The following is an 18,291-nucleotide window of genomic DNA, read 5'->3' on the forward strand; positions in this document are numbered from 1 at the left end:
ATGCGAACGAGCATTCTACCCGGAAACGATGGTGAGGAAAGTGGCGTTATTCCACGATGCATGCACTGCGCTGTAACGGGGCTCACTTAAAATAAGGGCTTTTTGCTGAACTTCAAGCCGTTCACGGCAGAAGTTACTTGTTGATTTAATGGGTAAAGCGCGCGCAAAGCAATGGGTCAGGTGCAGGAGGTGCTTTCTGCTACCATAGCGGCTCTGTTACTTCAGGTGTCTGATCATGGCATTTCGCCCTCTTACGGCCAGAGCACCCGCCGTTCTGCTTCGCGAAGCCAAGCCGCTGAAAGCTATTTTTGGCCACGCTCAACGCCTGGGTCATTTACAACGCCTGCTCGAAAGCCAGCTGCAGCCCGCCGCTCGCGAACACTGCCATGTTGCTTCGTGGCGCGAAGGCAGTTTGTTGCTGATCGTCACCGACGGACACTGGGCAACGCGCCTGCGCTATCAGCAAAAGCGTCTGCAACGCCAGTTACAGATGTTTGACGAGTTTGCCAGCCTGACCCGGATTCTGTTCAAGGTGCAGCCACCGACCGTGCAACAAGGCGCGGCGGGGCACACCATCAGTTTGTCGTCCGATGCGGGCGCGACCATTCAGGCCACGGCCGACGGGATCAGCGATCCAAATCTGCGGGCTGCGCTGGAACGCCTTGCGGCGCACGCAAAACCAAAGACCTGACACGCCGATTTTTGTAGGCGCTGGGCTTGCCTGCGATGGGCGCGCCGCAGTGCAACAGATACACCGCGTTATCGTTCATCGCGGGCAAGCCATGCTCCTACAAGGTTCAGCGGCTTTTTTTGCCGCCGAGCAACGACCCCATCAACCCGCGTACCAATTGTCGGCCCAACTGATTAGCCGCCTGTCGCATCGCCGACTTCAGGGCCTGCCCGGCCGCCGTGCCGAGAAACTCCCCGGCCTGTTCGGTGAAACTTGGCTCTTGGGGCGCAGGTTTGGCCGGCGCGGCCTCGGGATCAGGTGCCAACCCCTTGCGCCCCATCAGCACTTCATAGGCCGATTCCCGATCTATCGGCTTGTCGTAGCGTCCCTGCAACGGCGAACCGGCGATCAGTGCCGCACGCTCGGCCTCGCTCAACGGCCCGATCCGCGATTGTGGTGGCGCGATCAACACACGCTGAACCATCTCCGGCGTGCCTTTATCGGCCAGCGTCCCGACCAGCGCCTCGCCGATCCCCAGCTCGGTCAACACCGACAAGGCATCGAACGCCGGGTTCGGCCGGAAGCCCTCGGCCACGGCGCGCAGGGACTTCTGTTCCTTGGCGGTGAACGCACGCAAACCGTGCTGGATGCGCAGCCCCAACTGAGCCAGCACGTCATCCGGCAGGTCACCCGGCGATTGGGTGACGAAATACACGCCCACGCCTTTCGAGCGAATCAGCCGCACCACTTGTTCCAGTCGATCCTGCAGCGCCTTGGGCGTCCCGGCGAACAGCAAATGGGCTTCGTCGAAAAACAACGCCAGCAGCGGTTTGTCCGCATCACCGCGCTCCGGTAATTGCTCGAACAGCTCGGCGAGCAGCCACAGCAGGAATGTCGCGTACACCTTCGGGGCTTCGTGAACCAGACGACTGGCATCCAGCAAATGAATGCGCCCGCGACCGTCAGCAGTTGGTTGCAGAATGTCTTCGAGTTGCAGCGCCGGTTCGCCGAACAGCGCTTCGGCGCCTTGTTGCTCCAGCGTGGCCAGCCGCCGCAACAGCGCTTGACTGGAACCGGTGGTCATCAACGCGGCGTCATCGCCGAGCAATTCGGGGTTATCACGCAGGTGATTGAGCAGCGCCTTGAGGTCCTTGAGGTCGAGCAGCAACAGCCCTTCGCGGTCCGCCACCTTGAACGCCGCGTACAGCGCCGACTGCTGGCTGTCGGTCAGTTCCAGCAGACTGCCGAGCAACAACGGGCCCATTTCACTCAAGGTGGTGCGCAATGGATGACCGGACTGGCCATGAATGTCCCACAGCGTCACGGGATACGCCTGGGGCTTGTGGTTCAGCCACGGCATCCCGGCGATGCGCTCGGCGATCTTGCCTTGGGGGGTGCCGGCGGCGCCGAGGCCACACAGATCGCCTTTGATATCGGCGGCAAACACCGCCACGCCTGCGTCGCTGAAGGCTTCGGCCATGCGCTGCAAGGTGACGGTTTTACCGGTCCCGGTAGCGCCGGCGACCAGGCCGTGACGATTTGCCAGACGCATGGCCTGGGCGATGGACTGGCCGGCAAGGTCGGCACCGAGAACGAGTTGCGATGAGTCAGGCATTTGGTCACCTAATGGTTAATCTTTGATCCGGCGCGGCCGATACAAAAAACGAGACTTCACAGAAATCAGCGCCGGTATTCCCTAAGGACAGGACAGAACTATCAGCTGCTTTTCACCCTGCCCGTTTTGCGTGCCTTTATAAAAGCACGCCCTGAACAATAAGACCTTAGCGGAACCCCAAGCCATGAACAAAAACCTGCGCTTCAGCCATAAAATTTTGCTTGCCGCCGCCCTCATTGTTATTGCTGCCTTCGCCTCGTTCACCCTGTACAACGACTATTTACAGCGCAACGCCATCCGCGAAGACCTGGACAATTACCTCAATGAGATGGGCGACGTCACCGCCAACAACATCCAGACCTGGTTGGCCGGTCGTATCCTGCTGATCGATAACCTCGCTCAAAACATCGCCATCAACCCAGAACAGTCCAATGTCGCCAGCCTGCTTGAGCAGAAAGCCCTGACGTCGACCTTCATGGCGTCCTACCTGGGCGATGCCACTGGCAGCTTTACCATTCGCCCCGACGCCAAGATGCCGGCCGGCTTCGATCCACGGGTTCGCCCTTGGTATAAAGGTGCCGAAAGCAGCAGCACCGCAACCCTGACCGAACCGTACATCGACGCGGCCACTGGCCAGACCATCATCTCCATCGCCACCGCCTCGAAGAAGGCCGGGCAAAGCGTCGGCGTGGTGGGCGGCGACCTGAGCCTGCAAACCCTGATCGACACCCTCAGCGCCCGTGATTTTGACGGCATGGGGTATGCGTTCCTGGTCAGCGCCGACGGTAAAATCCTGGTGCACCCGGACAAAGCACTGGTCATGAAGTCCCTGGGCGAGGCGTACCCGAAAAATACCCCGCGCATCAGCAGCGACTTCAGTGAGGTCGACGTCGACGGCAAGACCCGTATCGTCACCTTCACCGCGATCAAAGGCCTGCCATCGGTCAACTGGTACATCGGCCTGTCGGTGGACAAGGACAAAGCCTTCTCGATGCTCAGTTCGTTCCGTGCATCCGCCGTGGTCGCGACCATTATTGCCGTGGCGATCATCATCGCGCTGCTGGGCATGCTGATTCGCATCCTGATCCAGCCGCTGCACGTCATGACCCGCGCCATGGAAGACATCGCCGACGGTGAAGGCGACCTGACCAAACGCCTGACCATCCAGAACAACGACGAATTCGGCATCCTCGGCACCGCGTTCAACCGTTTTGTGGAACGTATTCACACCTCGATTCGCGAAGTGTCCTCGGCCACCGGGCAAGTCAACGAAGTGGCACTGCGCGTGGTGGCCGCCTCGAACTCGTCGATGTTCAACTCCGATCAGCAGGCCTCGCGCACCAGCAGCGTCGCCGCCGCGATCAATCAGCTCGGGGCCGCCGCCCAGGAAATCGCCCGCAACGCCGCGCAAGCGTCGAGTCAGGCCAGCGATGCCCGCAGCCTGGCCGAAGACGGCCAGCAAGTGGTGGACCGCAGCATCAAAGCGATGAATCAGCTGTCGAGCATGCTCAGCGCCTCGAGCACCAACATCGAATCGCTGAACAGCAAAACCGTGAACATCGGCCAGATCCTCGAAGTGATCACCAGCATTTCCCAGCAAACCAACCTGCTGGCACTCAACGCGGCCATCGAAGCCGCCCGTGCCGGTGAAGCCGGCCGCGGTTTCGCGGTGGTAGCAGATGAAGTGCGCAACCTGGCGCACCGCACGCAGGAATCGGCGCAACAGGTACAGACCATGATCGAGGAGCTGCAAGTCGGCGCCCGCGAATCCGTCAGCACCATGAGCGACAGCCAGCGCCACAGTCAGGACAGCGTTGAAATCGCCAACCTGGCGGGCGAGCGGTTGAACAGTGTGACGTTGCGCATCGGCGAAATCGACGGGATGAACCAGTCGGTGGCCACCGCGACGGAAGAGCAGACAGCGGTGGTGGAGTCGATCAACGTCGACATTACCGAGATCAATACGCTGAACCAGGAAGGCGTGGAGAACCTGCAATCGACGTTGCGCGCGTGCTCGGATCTTGAGCAGCAGGCTTCGCGGCTTAAGCAGCTGGTCGGCAGTTTCCGTATCTAGTGTCAGTTAGGGCCCCATCGCGAGCAGGCTCACTCCTATAAGGTTTTGCACTGAACCTGTGGGAGTGAGCCTGCTCGCGATAGCGGTCTATCAAACACCACAAAAGCCCCGCTAACACCCCACCACAAAACCCCAGCCGAACATCTATCCTTCATAAAGGTCAATCAAGGGAGAACAACAGACCGGAGGGCCGCTCATCGTGCATATCGCGGACATCACCATGTTCTACGCCCCGGCCAGCGGTGGCGTGCGCACGTATCTGGATGCCAAGCACCGTCGCCTGGTGATCAAGCCAGGCATTCGCCACAGTCTGTTGATTCCAGGCGCACACCTGAGTGAAACGGATGGCGTCTACACAGTTCCCGCCCCCGCCCTGCCCTTTGGCAAGGGTTATCGTTTTCCCCTCCGCCTCGCTCCCTGGCGAAATGTCCTGCAGGATTTACAGCCCGATCTGATCGAAGTGGGCGACCCGTACCTCACCGCCTGGGCCGCACTCGACGCGCGGCGCCAACTGGATGTCCCGGTTATCGGTTTTTATCACTCGGACTTGCCGCTGCTGGTCAGCAACCGGATGGGGAATTGGGTTACCACCAATGTCGAGGCCTATGTCAGCAAGCTGTATGGCAACTTCGACCGGGTGCTGGCGCCGAGCCGGGTCATGGCCGACAAATTGAGCGGGCTGGGCGTGAAAAACGTCTATGTCCAACCTCTGGGCGTGGATTTGCACACCTTCAATCCCGATGCCCGGGACCCTGGCCTGCGCGCCGAACTGGGCATTGATGAAAATACGCATCTGCTGATTTTCGCCGGGCGCGGTTCCAAGGAAAAAAACCTGCCGGTGCTGCTCAAGTGCATGGCACGTCTGGGGCCGCGTTTTCACCTGCTGCTGGTGGGTTCGTCGATGCCGGCCACGGTGCCGGACAACGTCACGGTGGTCGATGGGTTCTGCCCGGCCGCACACTTGGCGCGCTTGATGGCCAGCGCCGATGCCTTGTTGCATGCCGGCGACCAGGAAACGTTCGGGCTGGTGATACTCGAAGCCATGGCCAGCGGTATTCCGGTGGTCGCCGTGGCGGCCGGTGCCTTTCCGGAAATTGTGACCGAGCACTGCGGTTTGCTTTGCACGCCGAACAATTCAACAGCCATGGCCGACGCCGTTCGCGAGTTGTTCAGCCAGGGCAGCGTGGCGCTGGGGAAATCAGCGCGCAGTCATGTCGAGCGCCAATACAGCTGGGACATGGTGGTCAACAGCCTGCTGGGGCACTATCACGCCGTTCTCGGCAGCCAATGGCCGCTGGTGGCTCATGGTTAACCCGATGAGTCCACCCAGCGTCTTACTGGTACTGCATGACGTTGCGCCGCCCACCTTGGCCGACTATCAACCGTTCGTTGAAGCCGTCGACGCCTTGGGCGAGGTGCCGATGACCTGGCTGGTGGTGCCGGATTTTCACAAACACAACGGCCTTGAGGCTCATCCGGAATTTCGACGTGTGCTCACCCATCGTGTTGCACGAGGTGACGAACTGGCCTTGCACGGCTACTTTCATTGCGATGAGGGCCCTCCGCCCGACACCCCGCGAGACTGGTTCATGCGTCGGATCTACACCCATGAAGGCGAGTTTTACACCCTGTCGCAACGCGCCGCGCTCGACCGGTTGCGCGCCGGCATTGAGGTCTTTGATCGTTACAACTGGCCGCTGGAAGGTTTTGTCGCCCCGGCCTGGCTGATGAGCGAAGGGACGCGCGAGGCCTTGCGCCAACTGCCACTGCGCTACACCAGCGATTCGCAGCATCTATATCAACTGCCGGATTTCACACCGATGGATGCACCCGGCCTGGTCTGGAGTGCGCGCAGTGCCTGGCGCCGGGGCCTGTCGAAACTGCTCAGCGATCAGCGCGAACAACAATGGCGCGAGGCGCCGGTCATTCGGCTGGGCCTGCACCCGGTGGACATGCGCCATGAGTTCTCCCGGCATTACTGGTTGCAAACCCTCAAGCGTTTGCTCGATGGCGGGCGCGTACCGATGACCAAATCGCAATGGCTGGCGCGGCAACGCGCCCCGCTCGGCCGCGCCGCATGAGCCGGGGCATTCTGCTGTTCGTCGCCCTGCTGGCGGCGGTGCTGATCCCGCTGCTGCTGGGCGGCAACCAAACCTGGGCGCGGCTGCAAAGTTTTCCAGTGAGTTGGCTGCTGATCATGTTCGGCATGATTCTGCTGTGCTGGGGGGTGAACACCCTGCGCCTGCGCCTGTTGCTGGGCGATCAGCGCGACAAGGTCAGCCCGCTCAAAAGCCTCGGCGTCGTCATGGCCGCCGAGTTTGCCTATTGCGCCACACCCGGCGGCAGCGGCGGACCGCTGGCGATCATGGCGTTGCTGGCACGCCATGGTGTGCGACCGGCCAGGGGCAGCGCGGTGTTCGCCATGGATCAACTCAGTGATCTGCTGTTTTTTCTCTGTGCGCTGAGCGGGATTCTGATTTATGCGCTGTTCCAGCACCTCAGCCAGCGCATGGAGTGGCTACTGACCGTCAGCGTGATTTCGATGGTCGGTGGGTTGATCTGCTGCGTGATGGTTGCGCGCTACCATCGACTGCTGATTCGCCTGAGCGGGCGGTTACTGGCTCGCCTGAATGTAAAAAGCACAACGCGCCTGCGCTGGGCACGAAAACTCCTGCACTTCCTCGCCGCATTCACGGACACATTGAAGTTGCCCTTGCAGACATTGATCACGGTGTTTGCGCTGACCTGCGTGCATTGGGTGTTGCGCTACAGCGTGTTGTACCTGGCATTGCGCGGGCTGGGAGCGGATGTGCAGTGGGCCTGGTCTTTCTTGATCCAGATGCTCTCACTGAGTGCAGGGCAATTCAGCTTGCTACCGGGCGGTGCCGGGGCGGCGGAGTTGACGTCGGCCGCCTTGCTGGCGCCGATGGTGGGGAAATCAACCGCCGCAGCGGCGATTCTGATCTGGCGGGCGGTGACTTATTACTTCTACCTGATCGCGGGTGGCCCCGTGTTTTTATTGATGCTGGGGCGGCCGCTATTGAGGAAGTTGATGAAGTTCAAGCAGGCTTGATCTTGTCTTCAGGGGCTTGCTGTAACTGTTCCCACAACTCGGCAGCACCGGGGAACTCCGTACCGTCTTCCGGGCTCATGTCATCAGGGTCATAACGACTCAGACAACCTTCGCCCAAAGTAGCGGGCGCCTTGGAAGTGGCTTTGTCCAGTGGATCGACCATGGTCAATGTCCTCAGTGCAGAAACGGCGAAGGGCCTGAAGCGATTGAACGCCCAGGCCCTTCGAATTTCAACTGTAAAGCACTGTTATCAGAACACGACTGTCTTGTTGCCGTGTACCAACACTCTGTCTTCCAGGTGATAACGCAGACCGCGTGCCAACACCATTTTCTCGACGTCACGGCCGAAACGCACCATATCTTCAATGCTGTCACTGTGGCTGACACGCACCACGTCCTGCTCGATGATCGGGCCGGCATCCAGCTCTTCGGTCACGTAGTGGCAGGTTGCGCCGATCAACTTCACACCGCGCAGGGAGGCCTGATGATACGGCTTGGCGCCAACGAATGAAGGTAGGAAGCTGTGGTGAATGTTAATGACCTTGTGCGCGTATTCGCTGCACAACGCCGGCGGCAGAATTTGCATGTATCGGGCAAGTACTACCACTTCAGCATCGTGCTGTTTGACCAGACGCGAGACTTCGGCGAACGCCGGCTCTTTGTCCTGTGGATTGACCGGCACATGGTAATAAGGAATGCCGTGCCACTCGACCATGCTGCGCAAGTCGTCGTGGTTGGAAATCACGCAGGAGATTTCGCAGTCCAGTTCATCACTGTGCCAGCGGTGCAGCAAGTCAGCCAGGCAGTGGGATTCGCGGCTGGCCATCAATACCACGCGTTTTTTCTGCGCGGTATCGGTGATGCGCCAATTCATCGAGAACTCTTCAGCTATCGGTGCAAAGGCTTCGCGGAAGGCTTCGATACCGAAAGGCAGCGAATCGGCACGAATTTCGTGACGCATGAAGAACCAGCCACTGAGGTTGTCCGAGTGATGGCTCGCTTCGGTGATCCAGCCGTTATGTGACGCCAGAAAGTTACTGACTTTAGCAACGATGCCGACGCGGTCCGGGCAAGCAATCACCAGCCGAAAAGTGCGCATGAGGGGGAAACTCCAGAACTTCGCAAAGGCCGCCATTCTAGCGATTACGCAACAAAACTGCAGTATTGATGACGTCTTGCCTGGCACACGGTCTGTGGAGCCGGCCAGGAAGGCACCCGTTCCCCGCGCGGTGGTGATCTTTTAGTCGATATCAAGAGTCCATTTGTGAAGATCTGTGATGACTGCATCACACTATTTAATCAGCTCTTCCAATCTGCGCCCTATTCCTGACAACTAATTTAATTAAAACGCCGGTTAAATGTTTACTTGATGAAACACCCTGACTATTATTGCGGCACTGTCCCCCTGCCATCCAGTCTCCAACATAAGGTAGTCCTCATGTCCTTGATCAACGAATATCGTGCCACCGAAGAAGCTATCAAAGAGCTGCAAGCCCGTTTGAAGAACCTGTCCCAAGACGACAAACTGCAAACCGAGCTGGAATTCGAAGGCAAACTGCGCACCCTGATGGGCGAATACTCCAAGTCCCTGCGTGACATCATCGCGCTGTTGGATCCAGAGTCCAAATCCAAAGCGCCACGCGGCGGTGCAGTAAAAACTACTGGCACCAAGCGTGCTCGCAAAGTTAAACAATACAAAAACCCGCACAATGGCGAAGTCATCGAAACCAAAGGTGGCAACCACAAAACTCTGAAAGAGTGGAAAGCCAAGTGGGGCGGCGACGTGGTTGAAGGCTGGGCTACCCTGCTGGGCTAAGCCATAGCGCTTGTCACAGATAAAAGCGTGACAAAAAATAACGCCAGCGAAAGCTGGCGTTTTTTTATGCCTGCCATTGAGGCATGTCTATTTTCATTTTCAAAGATTCAAACGTTTGCGTAATGCTTCGACATAATTTTGCCATTCATAGAGCACCTCTCGCTGAAACGATGTAGCAGTTTCATGCAATTGGGCCGCGGCTTCTGTAAAACTATTCAGCGTATTGGGTGCCCCGCATTCGGGCACTGTCAGACGTTGCTGACAGAATAATTGCCAACGCGCTTGCTCCTCGGAATTCAACGTATCGGGGAAGTTGCGTGCGCGATATCGAAACAATAATTCCGGCAAGCGTTCGTCATCGAAAGGCCACTGCTCTTGTGATAATTGGGCAGGGTCCGCGGTTCGGACTTGCTCGCATAGACGCCGGTCCCGATCACCGATAAAACCATCGTATAACTGTTGCTCGGGGTCCTGGCTCGACGTGAAATCTTCGCGGGCATAAATCGCCTGCACTTTATCTCGCCACACTAGTTGTGCGTCGATTAGCCGCAGCGACCGTTCCTGATAAAGCGCCATGTCCAGCCCCAGACGTCGCTGATCGTCAGGTCGAAGTACCGACAACGGTGCGACCACCGGGCACTTGTTGATGTGAATGAGTTTAAGCGGCACCGGCAGTTCGCCTTCGAACAGCTCATCGCGACGGGTATACAGGCGCTGACGCAAGGTCTCGGCATCCAGATCCAGCAGGCCCTGAGGATCCAGATGCAGGTCACAGACAATCAAGGCGTTCTTGTTGCGTGGGTGCCAGGCCAGGGGCAGCACCACGCCGACGTAACTGCGCGCGGCCGAGAACCGCCCGGAAATATGCACCATCGGCTGCAACAGGCGGATCTGGTCCATCACCTTTTGCTTACTGCGCAACTTGAACAGCCAGTCATACAACTTCGGCTGTTTTTCACGAATCAGCCGCGCCAGCGCAATGGTGGCGCGAACGTCCGACAGCGCCTCGTGGGCATTGCCATGATCAATATTGTTGGCGGCGGTCAGACGTTCGAGCTTGAGCGTTACTCGCCCTTCTTCATCCGTCGGCCAGACGAGCCCGTCGGGCCGCAAGGCATACGCTGCACGCACCACATCGATCAGGTCCCAGCGGCTGTTGCCGCCCTGCCACTCGCGGGCATAGGGGTCGAAAAAATTTCGATACAGGCTGTAACGGGTCATCTCGTCGTCGAAACGCAGCGTGTTGTAACCCGCACCGCACGTGCCCGGCGCTGCCAACTGGGCATGCACACGGGTCATGAAGTCCGCTTCGCTCAAGCCCTGTTCGGCGAGTCGAGCGGGCGTGATTCCGGTGATGGCGCACGCCGCCGGATGCGGCAGGATGTCCTCACTGGGCTGGCAGTAAAGGTTGACCGGCTCGTCTATTTCATTGAGATCGAAGTCGGTGCGAATCCCCGCCACTTGCAGCGGACGATCGCAACGGGGGTTGATGCCAGTGGTTTCATAGTCGTACCAGAAGATCGAGGTCACGGGCTGTTCCTGAACTGAAGATCGGCAAAGTCTAGGCGTTCACATCCCGCCCCGGCCAGTAATCTGTCATTCAATCACCTCTGGCCACTCACCGTGCAATACATAGTTATGTCGTTTTCCCCCGAGAGGCTGCTAGCATCGGGTAGACATTGAATCCCGAACAGGCCACATAAGGTTGCCCATGCTCGAGACCACAGCACTGCCAAGGAAAGCGACGCTGTCCCCGCCACTGGATACGCGGTATCAAGTCGAAACGCCCGAAGGCATCGACTTGCCACTGCGCCCGGCCGGGTTGATGGTCCGTGCGCTGGCGTTCGCCATTGATTTAGGGATACGCGGGCTGATCCTCGGCCTGTTGTTTATCGTCTTGGCGTTTCTCGGAAAGCTGGGCGCCGGGCTGGGCTCGATCCTGCTGTTCGGGGTGAGCTGGTGGTACATGGTGCTGTTCGAAGTGCTCAATCAGGGCCGCTCGCCGGGCAAACAGTGGATGGGCTTGCGCGTGGTGCAGGACGACGGCACGCCGATCGGCTGGTCCGCTTCGCTGCTGCGCAACCTGTTGCGATTTGTCGACCTGCTGCCATTCGGCTATTTCCTCGGGGCCATCAGCTGCCTGCAACACCCGACCTTCAAACGCCTCGGCGACCTGGCCGCCGGCACGCTGGTGATCTACCGCGAACAACCGCTCACCCGACCGCAACTGCCCGAAGCCACCCCCCTGCGTCCGGCCTTCACCCTGACCCTGCCCGAACAACGCGCCATCCTCGCTTTCGCCGAACGCCAGGGTGAACTCTCCAAGGCGCGTACACATGAACTGGCGTCGATCCTGGCTCAACCGTTGCAGGTCTCTGCGCCACACGCGGTGGTCGCACTCAATGGCATCGCCCGCGGCTTGTTGGGGCCCGCATGAAGCAAAGCCATTTCGAAACCCACCACAGGGCCGAGTGGGAACAGTTTTCCCTGACACTGGATCGACTGGAGCGCGGCAAGGACGTCTCCCGAATCGCCGGTTTCCCCAAGGACTATCGGCAGCTTTGCCAACACCTGGCGCTGGCTCGGGAACGCGGCTACAGCAGTTTCCTGATCGATTCCTTGCAGCAACTCGTGCTGCGTGGGCATCAACAGCTGTATCGGCACCGCAGTCAACTGGGCGCCAACCTACTGGGCTTTATCCTGGCCGACTTCCCGCGCCTGGTGCGTGAACAGTGGCGGTTCGTACTGGCCGCCGGCCTGATGTTTTTTGGCAGTCTGATCAGCTTCGCGCTGCTGGTGTATCTGTTCCCGGACCTGGTCTACAACCTGATCCCGGCCGAGCAGGTCAGCGAGATGCAAAGCATGTACGACCCCGTCGCCGGCCATTTGGGACGCACGGCGGAACGCGCCGCCAGTGAAGACTGGGTGATGTTCGGTTACTACATCATGCACAACATCGGCATCGCCTTTCAGACCTTTGCCAGCGGTTTGTTCTTCGGTCTGGGGAGCGCGTTTTTCCTGCTGTTCAACGGCTTGATCATCGGCGCAGTGGCCGGGCACCTGACGCACGTCGGCTACGGGCAAACCTTCTGGTCGTTCGTGATCGGCCACGGTGCTTTTGAACTGACGGCCATTGCCCTGGCCGGTGCCGCCGGCCTGAAACTGGGCTGGGCATTGATCGCGCCGGGACGCCTGCCCCGCGCCGAAGCGCTGCGACTGGCGGCACGCAAGAGCGTACTGCTGATCTGCGGCGTGATGGTGTTTCTGTTGATTGCGGCGTTTATCGAAGCGTACTGGTCGTCGATGACAGCACCGGAGCCCATGACCAAATACCTGGTCGGCGCCGCGCTCTGGGCGTTGGTCGCGACTTATTTGCTGTTTGCCGGACGAACTCGCCATGCGCCTGAGTGACGCCACCGTCGTGATCCGTCCGCGCACCACCTGGGAAGCCATGGACCTGGGCGTGCTGATGAGCCAGCGCCATCGTCGCCTGCTGATGACCAGTTGGGCCATCGTCACCTTGCCGATCTTCGCCCTGCTCAGTGCAATCTTCTGGGATTCGCCGTCCCTTGCCGTGTTCCTCTTCTGGTGGCTCAAACCGGCGTTCGATCGCTTGCCGTTGTACATCCTGTCCAAAAGCCTGTTCGGTGAAACGCCGACACTCAAACAGGCGCTGCGCGAATGGCCGCGCCTGCTCAAGCCGCAACTGCTGGCCAGCCTGACCTGGCGCCGCCTGAGCCTGAGCCGTAGTTTTGTCATGCCGGTGGTGCAACTCGAAGGCCTCCACGGTCACGCGCGCGAACAGCGCTTGCAGGTACTGCTGCAGCGCAATGCCGGTGCCGCGCAATGGCTGACCATTATCGGCGTGCACCTGGAGAGCGCGCTGTGGATTGGCCTGATGGTGCTGTTCTACCTGCTCCTGCCGCAGCAGATCGAACTCGACTGGAGCTGGCAGACCTTGATCACCGCCGCCGTGCAGGACTGGCGATGGCTGGAACACCTTATCAATGCTTTTTACGTGCTGGTGCTGATGGTCTGGGAGCCGATCTATGTGGCCTGCGGCTTCAGTCTTTACCTGAACCGCCGCACGGTGCTGGAAGCGTGGGACATCGAACTGGTGTTCCGCCGTTTGCGCCAACGCCTCAGCACAACCGCCCTTACCCTGTTGCTGGCGGCAATCCTGTGGATACCGGGCACACAACACGTCTGGGCCGCTGAGCCCATCATCACACCGGACAGCCCACGCCTGCTCAATCAACCGCTGACCAGCCAGGCGTCAAAAGACAGCATCAAAGCCCTCCTCGAACAGCCACCGTTCAAAAACAAGGAAACGGTGACCCGCTATCGGTTTGGCGAAGAAAAACCCGATACCAAAACCACGGACGACAGCAAGACACCCGAATGGCTGAAGGCGTTGCTTGCACTGCTCGACAGCCAGCGGTTCGGCGTCCTCGCCACCTTGATTGAAGTGCTGCTGTGGGGCGCGGTGATGGCTGGCGTCGGCCTGCTGATCTGGCGTTACCGTGACTGGTTGCAGGCGTTCGTGAGTCGTCGCCCCTCATTGAAAAGAAAAATCGCCCGTCCAATACCGCAGCAGGCTTTTGGCCTGGACCTCAACCGTGAAACCCTGCCCGACGACATTGCCGCCAGCGCCGAAAGCCTCTGGCAAACCGATCCACGCGCAGCCCTTGGTCTGCTCTATCGCGCCCTGCTCAGCCACTTGCTGCACGACCACCACATCGCGCTGAAAACCGCCGATACCGAAGGCGAAGTCCTCCAACGCATCGAACAACTGCAACAACCGGCGTTGCTGGCCTTTAGTAAAACCCTGACTCGTCATTGGCAAAACATGGCTTACGGTCATCGTCTTCCACCCGCGCATTCACAACAGGAACTGTGTGACGGCTGGCGAACGTTGTTCGGCCCGGGAGCCGCCCATTGAGCCGGCGTTCAGGGTTGTTTGTCGGCATGGTCATCGCCCTGCTGGTCGGCGCACTGGGTATTTACCTGTACCTGAAAGCCACGCCCTTTCAGGAGGAAATCGATCACGGCCCATCGCCTGAAGCGCAGGCCAATCCTTACCTCGCCGCTGAACACTTTTTGCGCAAGCAGGGCCTGACCGTCAGCCATGCCAACGGAATTGACGTGTTACCCACCCTCGATCCCCATCAGCACAGCCTGCTATTGCTGGGTGACCGCTACAACATGACCCCACGCCAGATTGATCAGGTGATGAACTGGACTCGGGCCGGCGGCCGCTTATTGTTTGTCGCCCAGTCGTTGTGGGATGAAAAGACCGGCCAGAGCAACGATCTGCTGCTCGACCGGGTGCAGTTGCACCAGACCTTGAGCAAAGACCTCAAGGAGCCACCGCCCGACATCCTCGACGATCCCTATCCCAAACTGACCAAGCTGTATCTGGAAGATGAAGAAGCACCGGCCTACGCCAGCTTCGACACGGCATTCCACCTCGAAGACCCGAAGAACCTCGCGCAATCCTGGGCCAACAGCGGCAAGGCCACGCACATGATGCAGCTCAACCACGGGCTCGGTTCGATCATCGTGGTCACCGACGCCGACCTGTGGAAAACCCCCGCCATCGACCAGTACGACAACGCCTGGCTGCTGTGGTATCTGACGGCGGACACACGCGTGACGTTGTTGTTCAACACCGATCACGACAGCCTGTTGACCTTGCTGTGGCGTTATTTCCCACAGGCATTGGTGGCCTTGATTGCGCTGATCGCCCTCGGGTTCTGGCACGTTGGCGTACGCCAGGGGCCGCTGCTGGAGCCCGCCACGAAAGGCCGTCGCCAACTCCAGGAGCACCTGCGCGCCAGCGCCGATTTCATGTTGCGTCGCCAGGGTCAGCAGCACCTGCTGCAAGCGTTGCAACAAGACATCCTGCGCCGTGTGCGGCGCCGTCATCCCGGTTTCGAACAACTCGGCGTCGCCGAGCAATGGCTGGTGCTCGCACGCCTGACCGGCCAACCCACACGCGCTATCAGCCAGGCCATGAGCCCGCGACCGAAACAGCGGCTGTCCAGCGCTGACTTCAGCCGTCAGGTCGCCCACCTGCAAACCTTGAGGAACACGCTATGAGTGAACAGATCGAGCCCGGCTCGCCGACTCACGTCGCCCAGCAACGCCAGCGTGCCAGTCAACTGGCCCAGGCGGTGCGCGGCGAATTGCAGAAAGCCGTGATTGGCCAGGACACCGTGATCGACGACGTGCTGACAGCGCTGATCGCCGGCGGTCATGTGCTGCTCGAAGGCGTGCCGGGGCTGGGCAAGACCTTGCTGGTGCGCGCCCTCGCCAAGTGCTTCGGCGGCGAGTTTGCACGCATCCAGTTCACCCCCGACCTGATGCCCAGCGATGTCACCGGGCACGCGGTCTACGACTTGAACACCGAGCAGTTCAAATTGCGTAAAGGCCCGTTGTTCACCAACCTGCTGCTGGCCGACGAGATCAACCGCGCCCCGGCGAAAACCCAGGCCGCGCTGCTCGAAGCCATGCAGGAACGCCAGGTCACCCTGGAAGGCCGCGCCCTGCCCATCGTGCAACCGTTCATGGTGCTCGCCACGCAAAACCCCATCGAACAGGAAGGCACCTATCCCCTGCCCGAAGCCGAGCTTGATCGCTTCATGCTCAAGGTGCGCATGGATTACCCCGACGTCGAGCAAGAGCTGAACATGGTCCGCCAGGTCAGCCGCTCGACCCGCGCCGACATGCTCGATGTGCAACCGCTGCGCACCCTGATGCAAGCCAAAGACGTGTCGGCCTTGCAGCGCATTGCCAGCGACTTGCCGCTGGACGACCAGGTGCTCGACTACGCCGTACGCCTAGCCCGCGCGACCCGGACCTGGCCCGGCCTGATCCTCGGCGCCGGTCCTCGGGCGTCCATTGCACTGGTGCGCTGCGCCCGGGCCCGTGCCTTGCTGCGTGGCGGTGAATTTGTGATTCCGGACGACATCAAGGGCTGTGCGCTGGCGGTATTGCGTCATCGCGTACGCATCGCGCCGGAGCTGGATATCGAAGGGCTGGACGTCGATCAGGTGCTCGGGCAATTGCTCGACCAAGTACCGGCGCCGCGCCTGTGAAACCCTCGCGCCTGCTGCTGATCTGGCTCGCAATCCTGCTGGCCATCGGCATCGTGCTGGGCACCTTGCGCGCACTGGACATTGCGCTGCCCTCAAGCCTGTTGTCGATCCAATGGGGTTTATTACTGGCGCTACTGGCCCTGGCAATACTCGATGCTGTCCGCCTCACGCGCCTGCACTCGCCCCGGATAACACGACAAATGCCCGGCAGCCTGGCCCTCGGTCGCTGGAGCGAAGTTCGACTGGAGGTTGAGCACAACTTTCCCCAACCACTGACGATCCAGATTTTCGACCACGTCCCCGACGGCCTGAGCTTCGAAAACCTCCCCCTGTCAGTCGAACTTCAGCCCGGCCAGCACAGCCAGGTCGGCTATCGCCTGCGCCCGCTCAAGCGTGGCCACTTCAGCTTCGATCACTGCGAAATCAACCTGCCCAGTCCCTTGGGCTTGTGGTCCGGCAAACGTCTGCTGAGCGTCACCGACCACACCCGCGTCTACCCCGACTTCGCCCGCCTCTACGGCGGCCAACTGCTGGCGGTGGACAATTGGCTCAGCCAGCTCGGCGTACGCCAGCGGCAACGACGTGGCCTGGGTATGGAGTTTCATCAGCTACGGGAATTCCGCGAAGGCGACAGCCTGCGCCAGATCGACTGGAAAGCCACCGCCCGGCAACGCACCCCGATTGCCCGGGAGTATCAGGACGAGCGCGATCAGCAGATCATGTTCATGCTCGATTGCGGAAGGCACATGCGCAGTCACGACGGCGAGCTGGCGCATTTCGATCATGCGCTGAATGCATGTCTGTTGTTGAGTTATGTGGCGTTGCGTCAAGGTGATGCGGTGGGTCTGAGCACCTTTGCCAGCGATCAACCGCGTTATCTCGCTCCGCTGAAAGGTGCGAGTCAGCTCAACGTGCTACTCAATGCTGTTTACGATTTGGACAGCAGCCAGCGCCCCTCTGATTATCAGGCTGGCGTCAGCCAATTAATGGCTCGACAGAAGCGCCGAGGATTGGTGATATTGGTCACCAACCTGCGGGATGAAGACAATGAGGAATTGATAAGCGCTGTTCAACAGCTGAGCAAACAGCACCGCGTATTGATAGCAAGCATGCGCGAAGAGGTCCTCGACACCGCACTACAAATGACGGTGCAAACCTTGTCGGAAGCGCTGAACTACAGCGGAACCGTTGACTATTTGAATTCACGAGCAGAACTCCATGAACGCTTGGTCGCCCATGGAGTTCCGGTAAAAGATGTCCGCCCCAGAGAGCTGGGACCAGAATTGGTGACACATTACCTGGCCTGGAAACGCAGTGGCGCTCCTTGACTGCTGCCAATTCGGTAATGACATTTTCGCTTGGGCGAATGGGCCGATATCACTCATATCGACACATCAATCCGGTCGCCGATACTCAACTTTATCTACGCTGATACTCTCTAACGCCAATGGAGGCAGCTCGATCTGAATATCAAAATCGGTAGTCCGCAATCCTCTTGCACCTGTAATGTCGGCGCCATGAATCTGAAGTTCAACAGATTGATCAGACTGAAGCACAGTGAGGGTGTGGCTTAGATAAGGATTCCAGTTTTCATCATCCACCAATTCTTTTTTCTTCCCACTTAAATCAATCGAATCCTCGGCACCGCTACTAAACTTCATAATAACTTTTGAGCCTGGACCATCACCCTTGTTTTCGTATTGAAAGCCCAACAGATATTTAACTTGTGCAAATTGCGACTCGGTAAAGGATGCCGTTGAAACAGACTGTGAGTAGACTCTTTTTCCGTTCAACATCAAAAAATTTCCGTACAAAATACTTTCATACCACCCCTCCCCTCCGCCATTACCAACGCGTTGCCAATTCGTGTCCCAGCCGCTAGGAAACCTCCCACTTTTTACCAGATTGCGACCACGGATTTTTTCTGCGCTCATTATGTTCAC

17 protein-coding genes and 1 pseudogene are annotated in these 18,291 nt (G+C 59.4%); 13 read left to right on the forward strand and 5 right to left on the reverse strand.

The window, feature by feature from the left end; genetic code table 11:
• Nucleotides 1-235 precede the first annotated feature (235 nt).
• A complete protein-coding gene (locus tag H8F22_RS19120) occupies nucleotides 236-691 on the forward strand; it encodes a DUF721 domain-containing protein (protein WP_027922922.1) in 456 nt (151 codons plus the stop codon).
• 106 nt (nucleotides 692-797) lie between these two features.
• On the opposite strand, the gene H8F22_RS19125 is transcribed toward H8F22_RS19120, so the two are convergent.
• Nucleotides 798-2,285: a helicase HerA-like domain-containing protein gene (locus tag H8F22_RS19125; protein ID WP_194940547.1), complete on the reverse strand. Its 1,488-nt coding sequence runs from the start codon at nucleotides 2,283-2,285 to the stop codon at nucleotides 798-800.
• A gap of 184 nt (nucleotides 2,286-2,469) precedes the next feature.
• Between H8F22_RS19125 and H8F22_RS33300 the strand changes: the two are divergent.
• From H8F22_RS33300 to H8F22_RS19145, 5 genes and pseudogenes are all read left to right on the forward strand, one after another.
• Nucleotides 2,470-3,501 (forward strand): annotated as a pseudogene (locus H8F22_RS33300) (HAMP domain-containing protein); the annotation flags it as partial.
• Between the two features lie 93 nt (nucleotides 3,502-3,594).
• On the forward strand, nucleotides 3,595-4,359 hold the full coding sequence (locus H8F22_RS33305) for a methyl-accepting chemotaxis protein (protein ID WP_430539927.1): 765 nt from the start codon (nucleotides 3,595-3,597) through the stop codon (nucleotides 4,357-4,359).
• Nucleotides 4,360-4,558: 199 nt separating this feature from the next.
• Nucleotides 4,559-5,671, forward strand: coding sequence for a glycosyltransferase family 4 protein (locus H8F22_RS19135; protein WP_059182260.1), 1,113 nt, complete (start codon nucleotides 4,559-4,561; stop codon nucleotides 5,669-5,671).
• Nucleotides 5,664-6,440 (forward strand): DUF2334 domain-containing protein, encoded by a 777-nt coding sequence (locus tag H8F22_RS19140; RefSeq protein ID WP_027922918.1) that lies wholly within the window; start codon nucleotides 5,664-5,666, stop codon nucleotides 6,438-6,440. The genes H8F22_RS19135 and H8F22_RS19140 overlap by 8 nt, the downstream gene beginning before the upstream one ends.
• Nucleotides 6,437-7,432, forward strand: coding sequence for a lysylphosphatidylglycerol synthase transmembrane domain-containing protein (locus tag H8F22_RS19145; RefSeq protein ID WP_027922917.1), 996 nt, complete (start codon nucleotides 6,437-6,439; stop codon nucleotides 7,430-7,432). Before H8F22_RS19140 ends, H8F22_RS19145 begins: the two co-directional genes overlap by 4 nt.
• Here H8F22_RS19145 and H8F22_RS19150 read toward each other — a convergent pair.
• Together H8F22_RS19150 and purU are read right to left on the reverse strand one after the other, a co-directional pair.
• Nucleotides 7,419-7,595, reverse strand: a complete 177-nt coding sequence (locus H8F22_RS19150) for a hypothetical protein (RefSeq protein WP_172825932.1) — start codon at nucleotides 7,593-7,595, stop codon at nucleotides 7,419-7,421. The genes H8F22_RS19145 and H8F22_RS19150 overlap by 14 nt on opposite strands.
• Nucleotides 7,596-7,682: 87 nt before the next feature.
• Nucleotides 7,683-8,531 (reverse strand): formyltetrahydrofolate deformylase, encoded by an 849-nt coding sequence (purU, locus tag H8F22_RS19155; protein ID WP_027922916.1) that lies wholly within the window; start codon nucleotides 8,529-8,531, stop codon nucleotides 7,683-7,685.
• A 339-nt stretch (nucleotides 8,532-8,870) separates the two neighbouring features.
• Between purU and mvaT the strand changes: the two genes are divergently transcribed.
• Entirely contained in the window at nucleotides 8,871-9,248 is a 378-nt protein-coding gene (gene mvaT, locus H8F22_RS19160; RefSeq protein ID WP_007945872.1) for a histone-like nucleoid-structuring protein MvaT, read from the forward strand.
• Between the two features lie 99 nt (nucleotides 9,249-9,347).
• On the opposite strand, the gene sbcB is transcribed toward mvaT, so the two are convergent.
• Nucleotides 9,348-10,778 carry an exodeoxyribonuclease I gene (gene sbcB / locus H8F22_RS19165; RefSeq protein ID WP_194940548.1) on the reverse strand — a complete coding sequence of 477 codons (1,431 nt, stop codon included), beginning with the start codon at nucleotides 10,776-10,778 and terminating at the stop codon, nucleotides 9,348-9,350.
• A 181-nt stretch (nucleotides 10,779-10,959) separates the two neighbouring features.
• On the opposite strand from sbcB, the gene H8F22_RS19170 reads away from it, so the two are divergent.
• The 6 genes from H8F22_RS19170 to H8F22_RS19195 are packed head-to-tail and all read left to right on the forward strand — an operon-like array spanning nucleotide 10,960 to nucleotide 17,676.
• Nucleotides 10,960-11,685: an RDD family protein gene (locus H8F22_RS19170; RefSeq protein WP_027922914.1), complete on the forward strand. Its 726-nt coding sequence runs from the start codon at nucleotides 10,960-10,962 to the stop codon at nucleotides 11,683-11,685.
• Entirely contained in the window at nucleotides 11,682-12,659 is a 978-nt protein-coding gene (locus tag H8F22_RS19175; RefSeq protein WP_059182256.1) for a stage II sporulation protein M, read from the forward strand. The genes H8F22_RS19170 and H8F22_RS19175 overlap by 4 nt, the downstream gene beginning before the upstream one ends.
• The gene (locus H8F22_RS19180; RefSeq protein WP_027922912.1) at nucleotides 12,646-14,190 is read left to right on the forward strand and encodes a DUF4129 domain-containing protein; all 1,545 of its coding nucleotides are present in this window, start codon (nucleotides 12,646-12,648) and stop codon (nucleotides 14,188-14,190) included. The genes H8F22_RS19175 and H8F22_RS19180 overlap by 14 nt, the downstream gene beginning before the upstream one ends.
• On the forward strand, nucleotides 14,187-15,350 hold the full coding sequence (locus H8F22_RS19185) for a DUF4350 domain-containing protein (protein ID WP_194940549.1): 1,164 nt from the start codon (nucleotides 14,187-14,189) through the stop codon (nucleotides 15,348-15,350). Before H8F22_RS19180 ends, H8F22_RS19185 begins: the two co-directional genes overlap by 4 nt.
• Complete coding sequence (locus H8F22_RS19190; protein ID WP_027922910.1) at nucleotides 15,347-16,348, forward strand: AAA family ATPase; 1,002 nt, start codon at nucleotides 15,347-15,349, stop codon at nucleotides 16,346-16,348. Before H8F22_RS19185 ends, H8F22_RS19190 begins: the two co-directional genes overlap by 4 nt.
• A complete protein-coding gene (locus H8F22_RS19195; RefSeq protein ID WP_194940550.1) occupies nucleotides 16,345-17,676 on the forward strand; it encodes a DUF58 domain-containing protein in 1,332 nt (443 codons plus the stop codon). Before H8F22_RS19190 ends, H8F22_RS19195 begins: the two co-directional genes overlap by 4 nt.
• 66 nt (nucleotides 17,677-17,742) lie before the next feature.
• Here H8F22_RS19195 and H8F22_RS19200 read toward each other — a convergent pair whose 3' ends face one another.
• Nucleotides 17,743-18,282: a hypothetical protein gene (locus H8F22_RS19200; protein ID WP_194940551.1), complete on the reverse strand. Its 540-nt coding sequence runs from the start codon at nucleotides 18,280-18,282 to the stop codon at nucleotides 17,743-17,745.
• Nucleotides 18,283-18,291 lie beyond the last annotated feature (9 nt).

Origin of the sequence: Pseudomonas mucoides (genome assembly GCF_015461845.1) — a bacterium.
Taxonomy (GTDB): Bacteria; Pseudomonadota; Gammaproteobacteria; order Pseudomonadales; family Pseudomonadaceae; genus Aquipseudomonas; species Aquipseudomonas mucoides.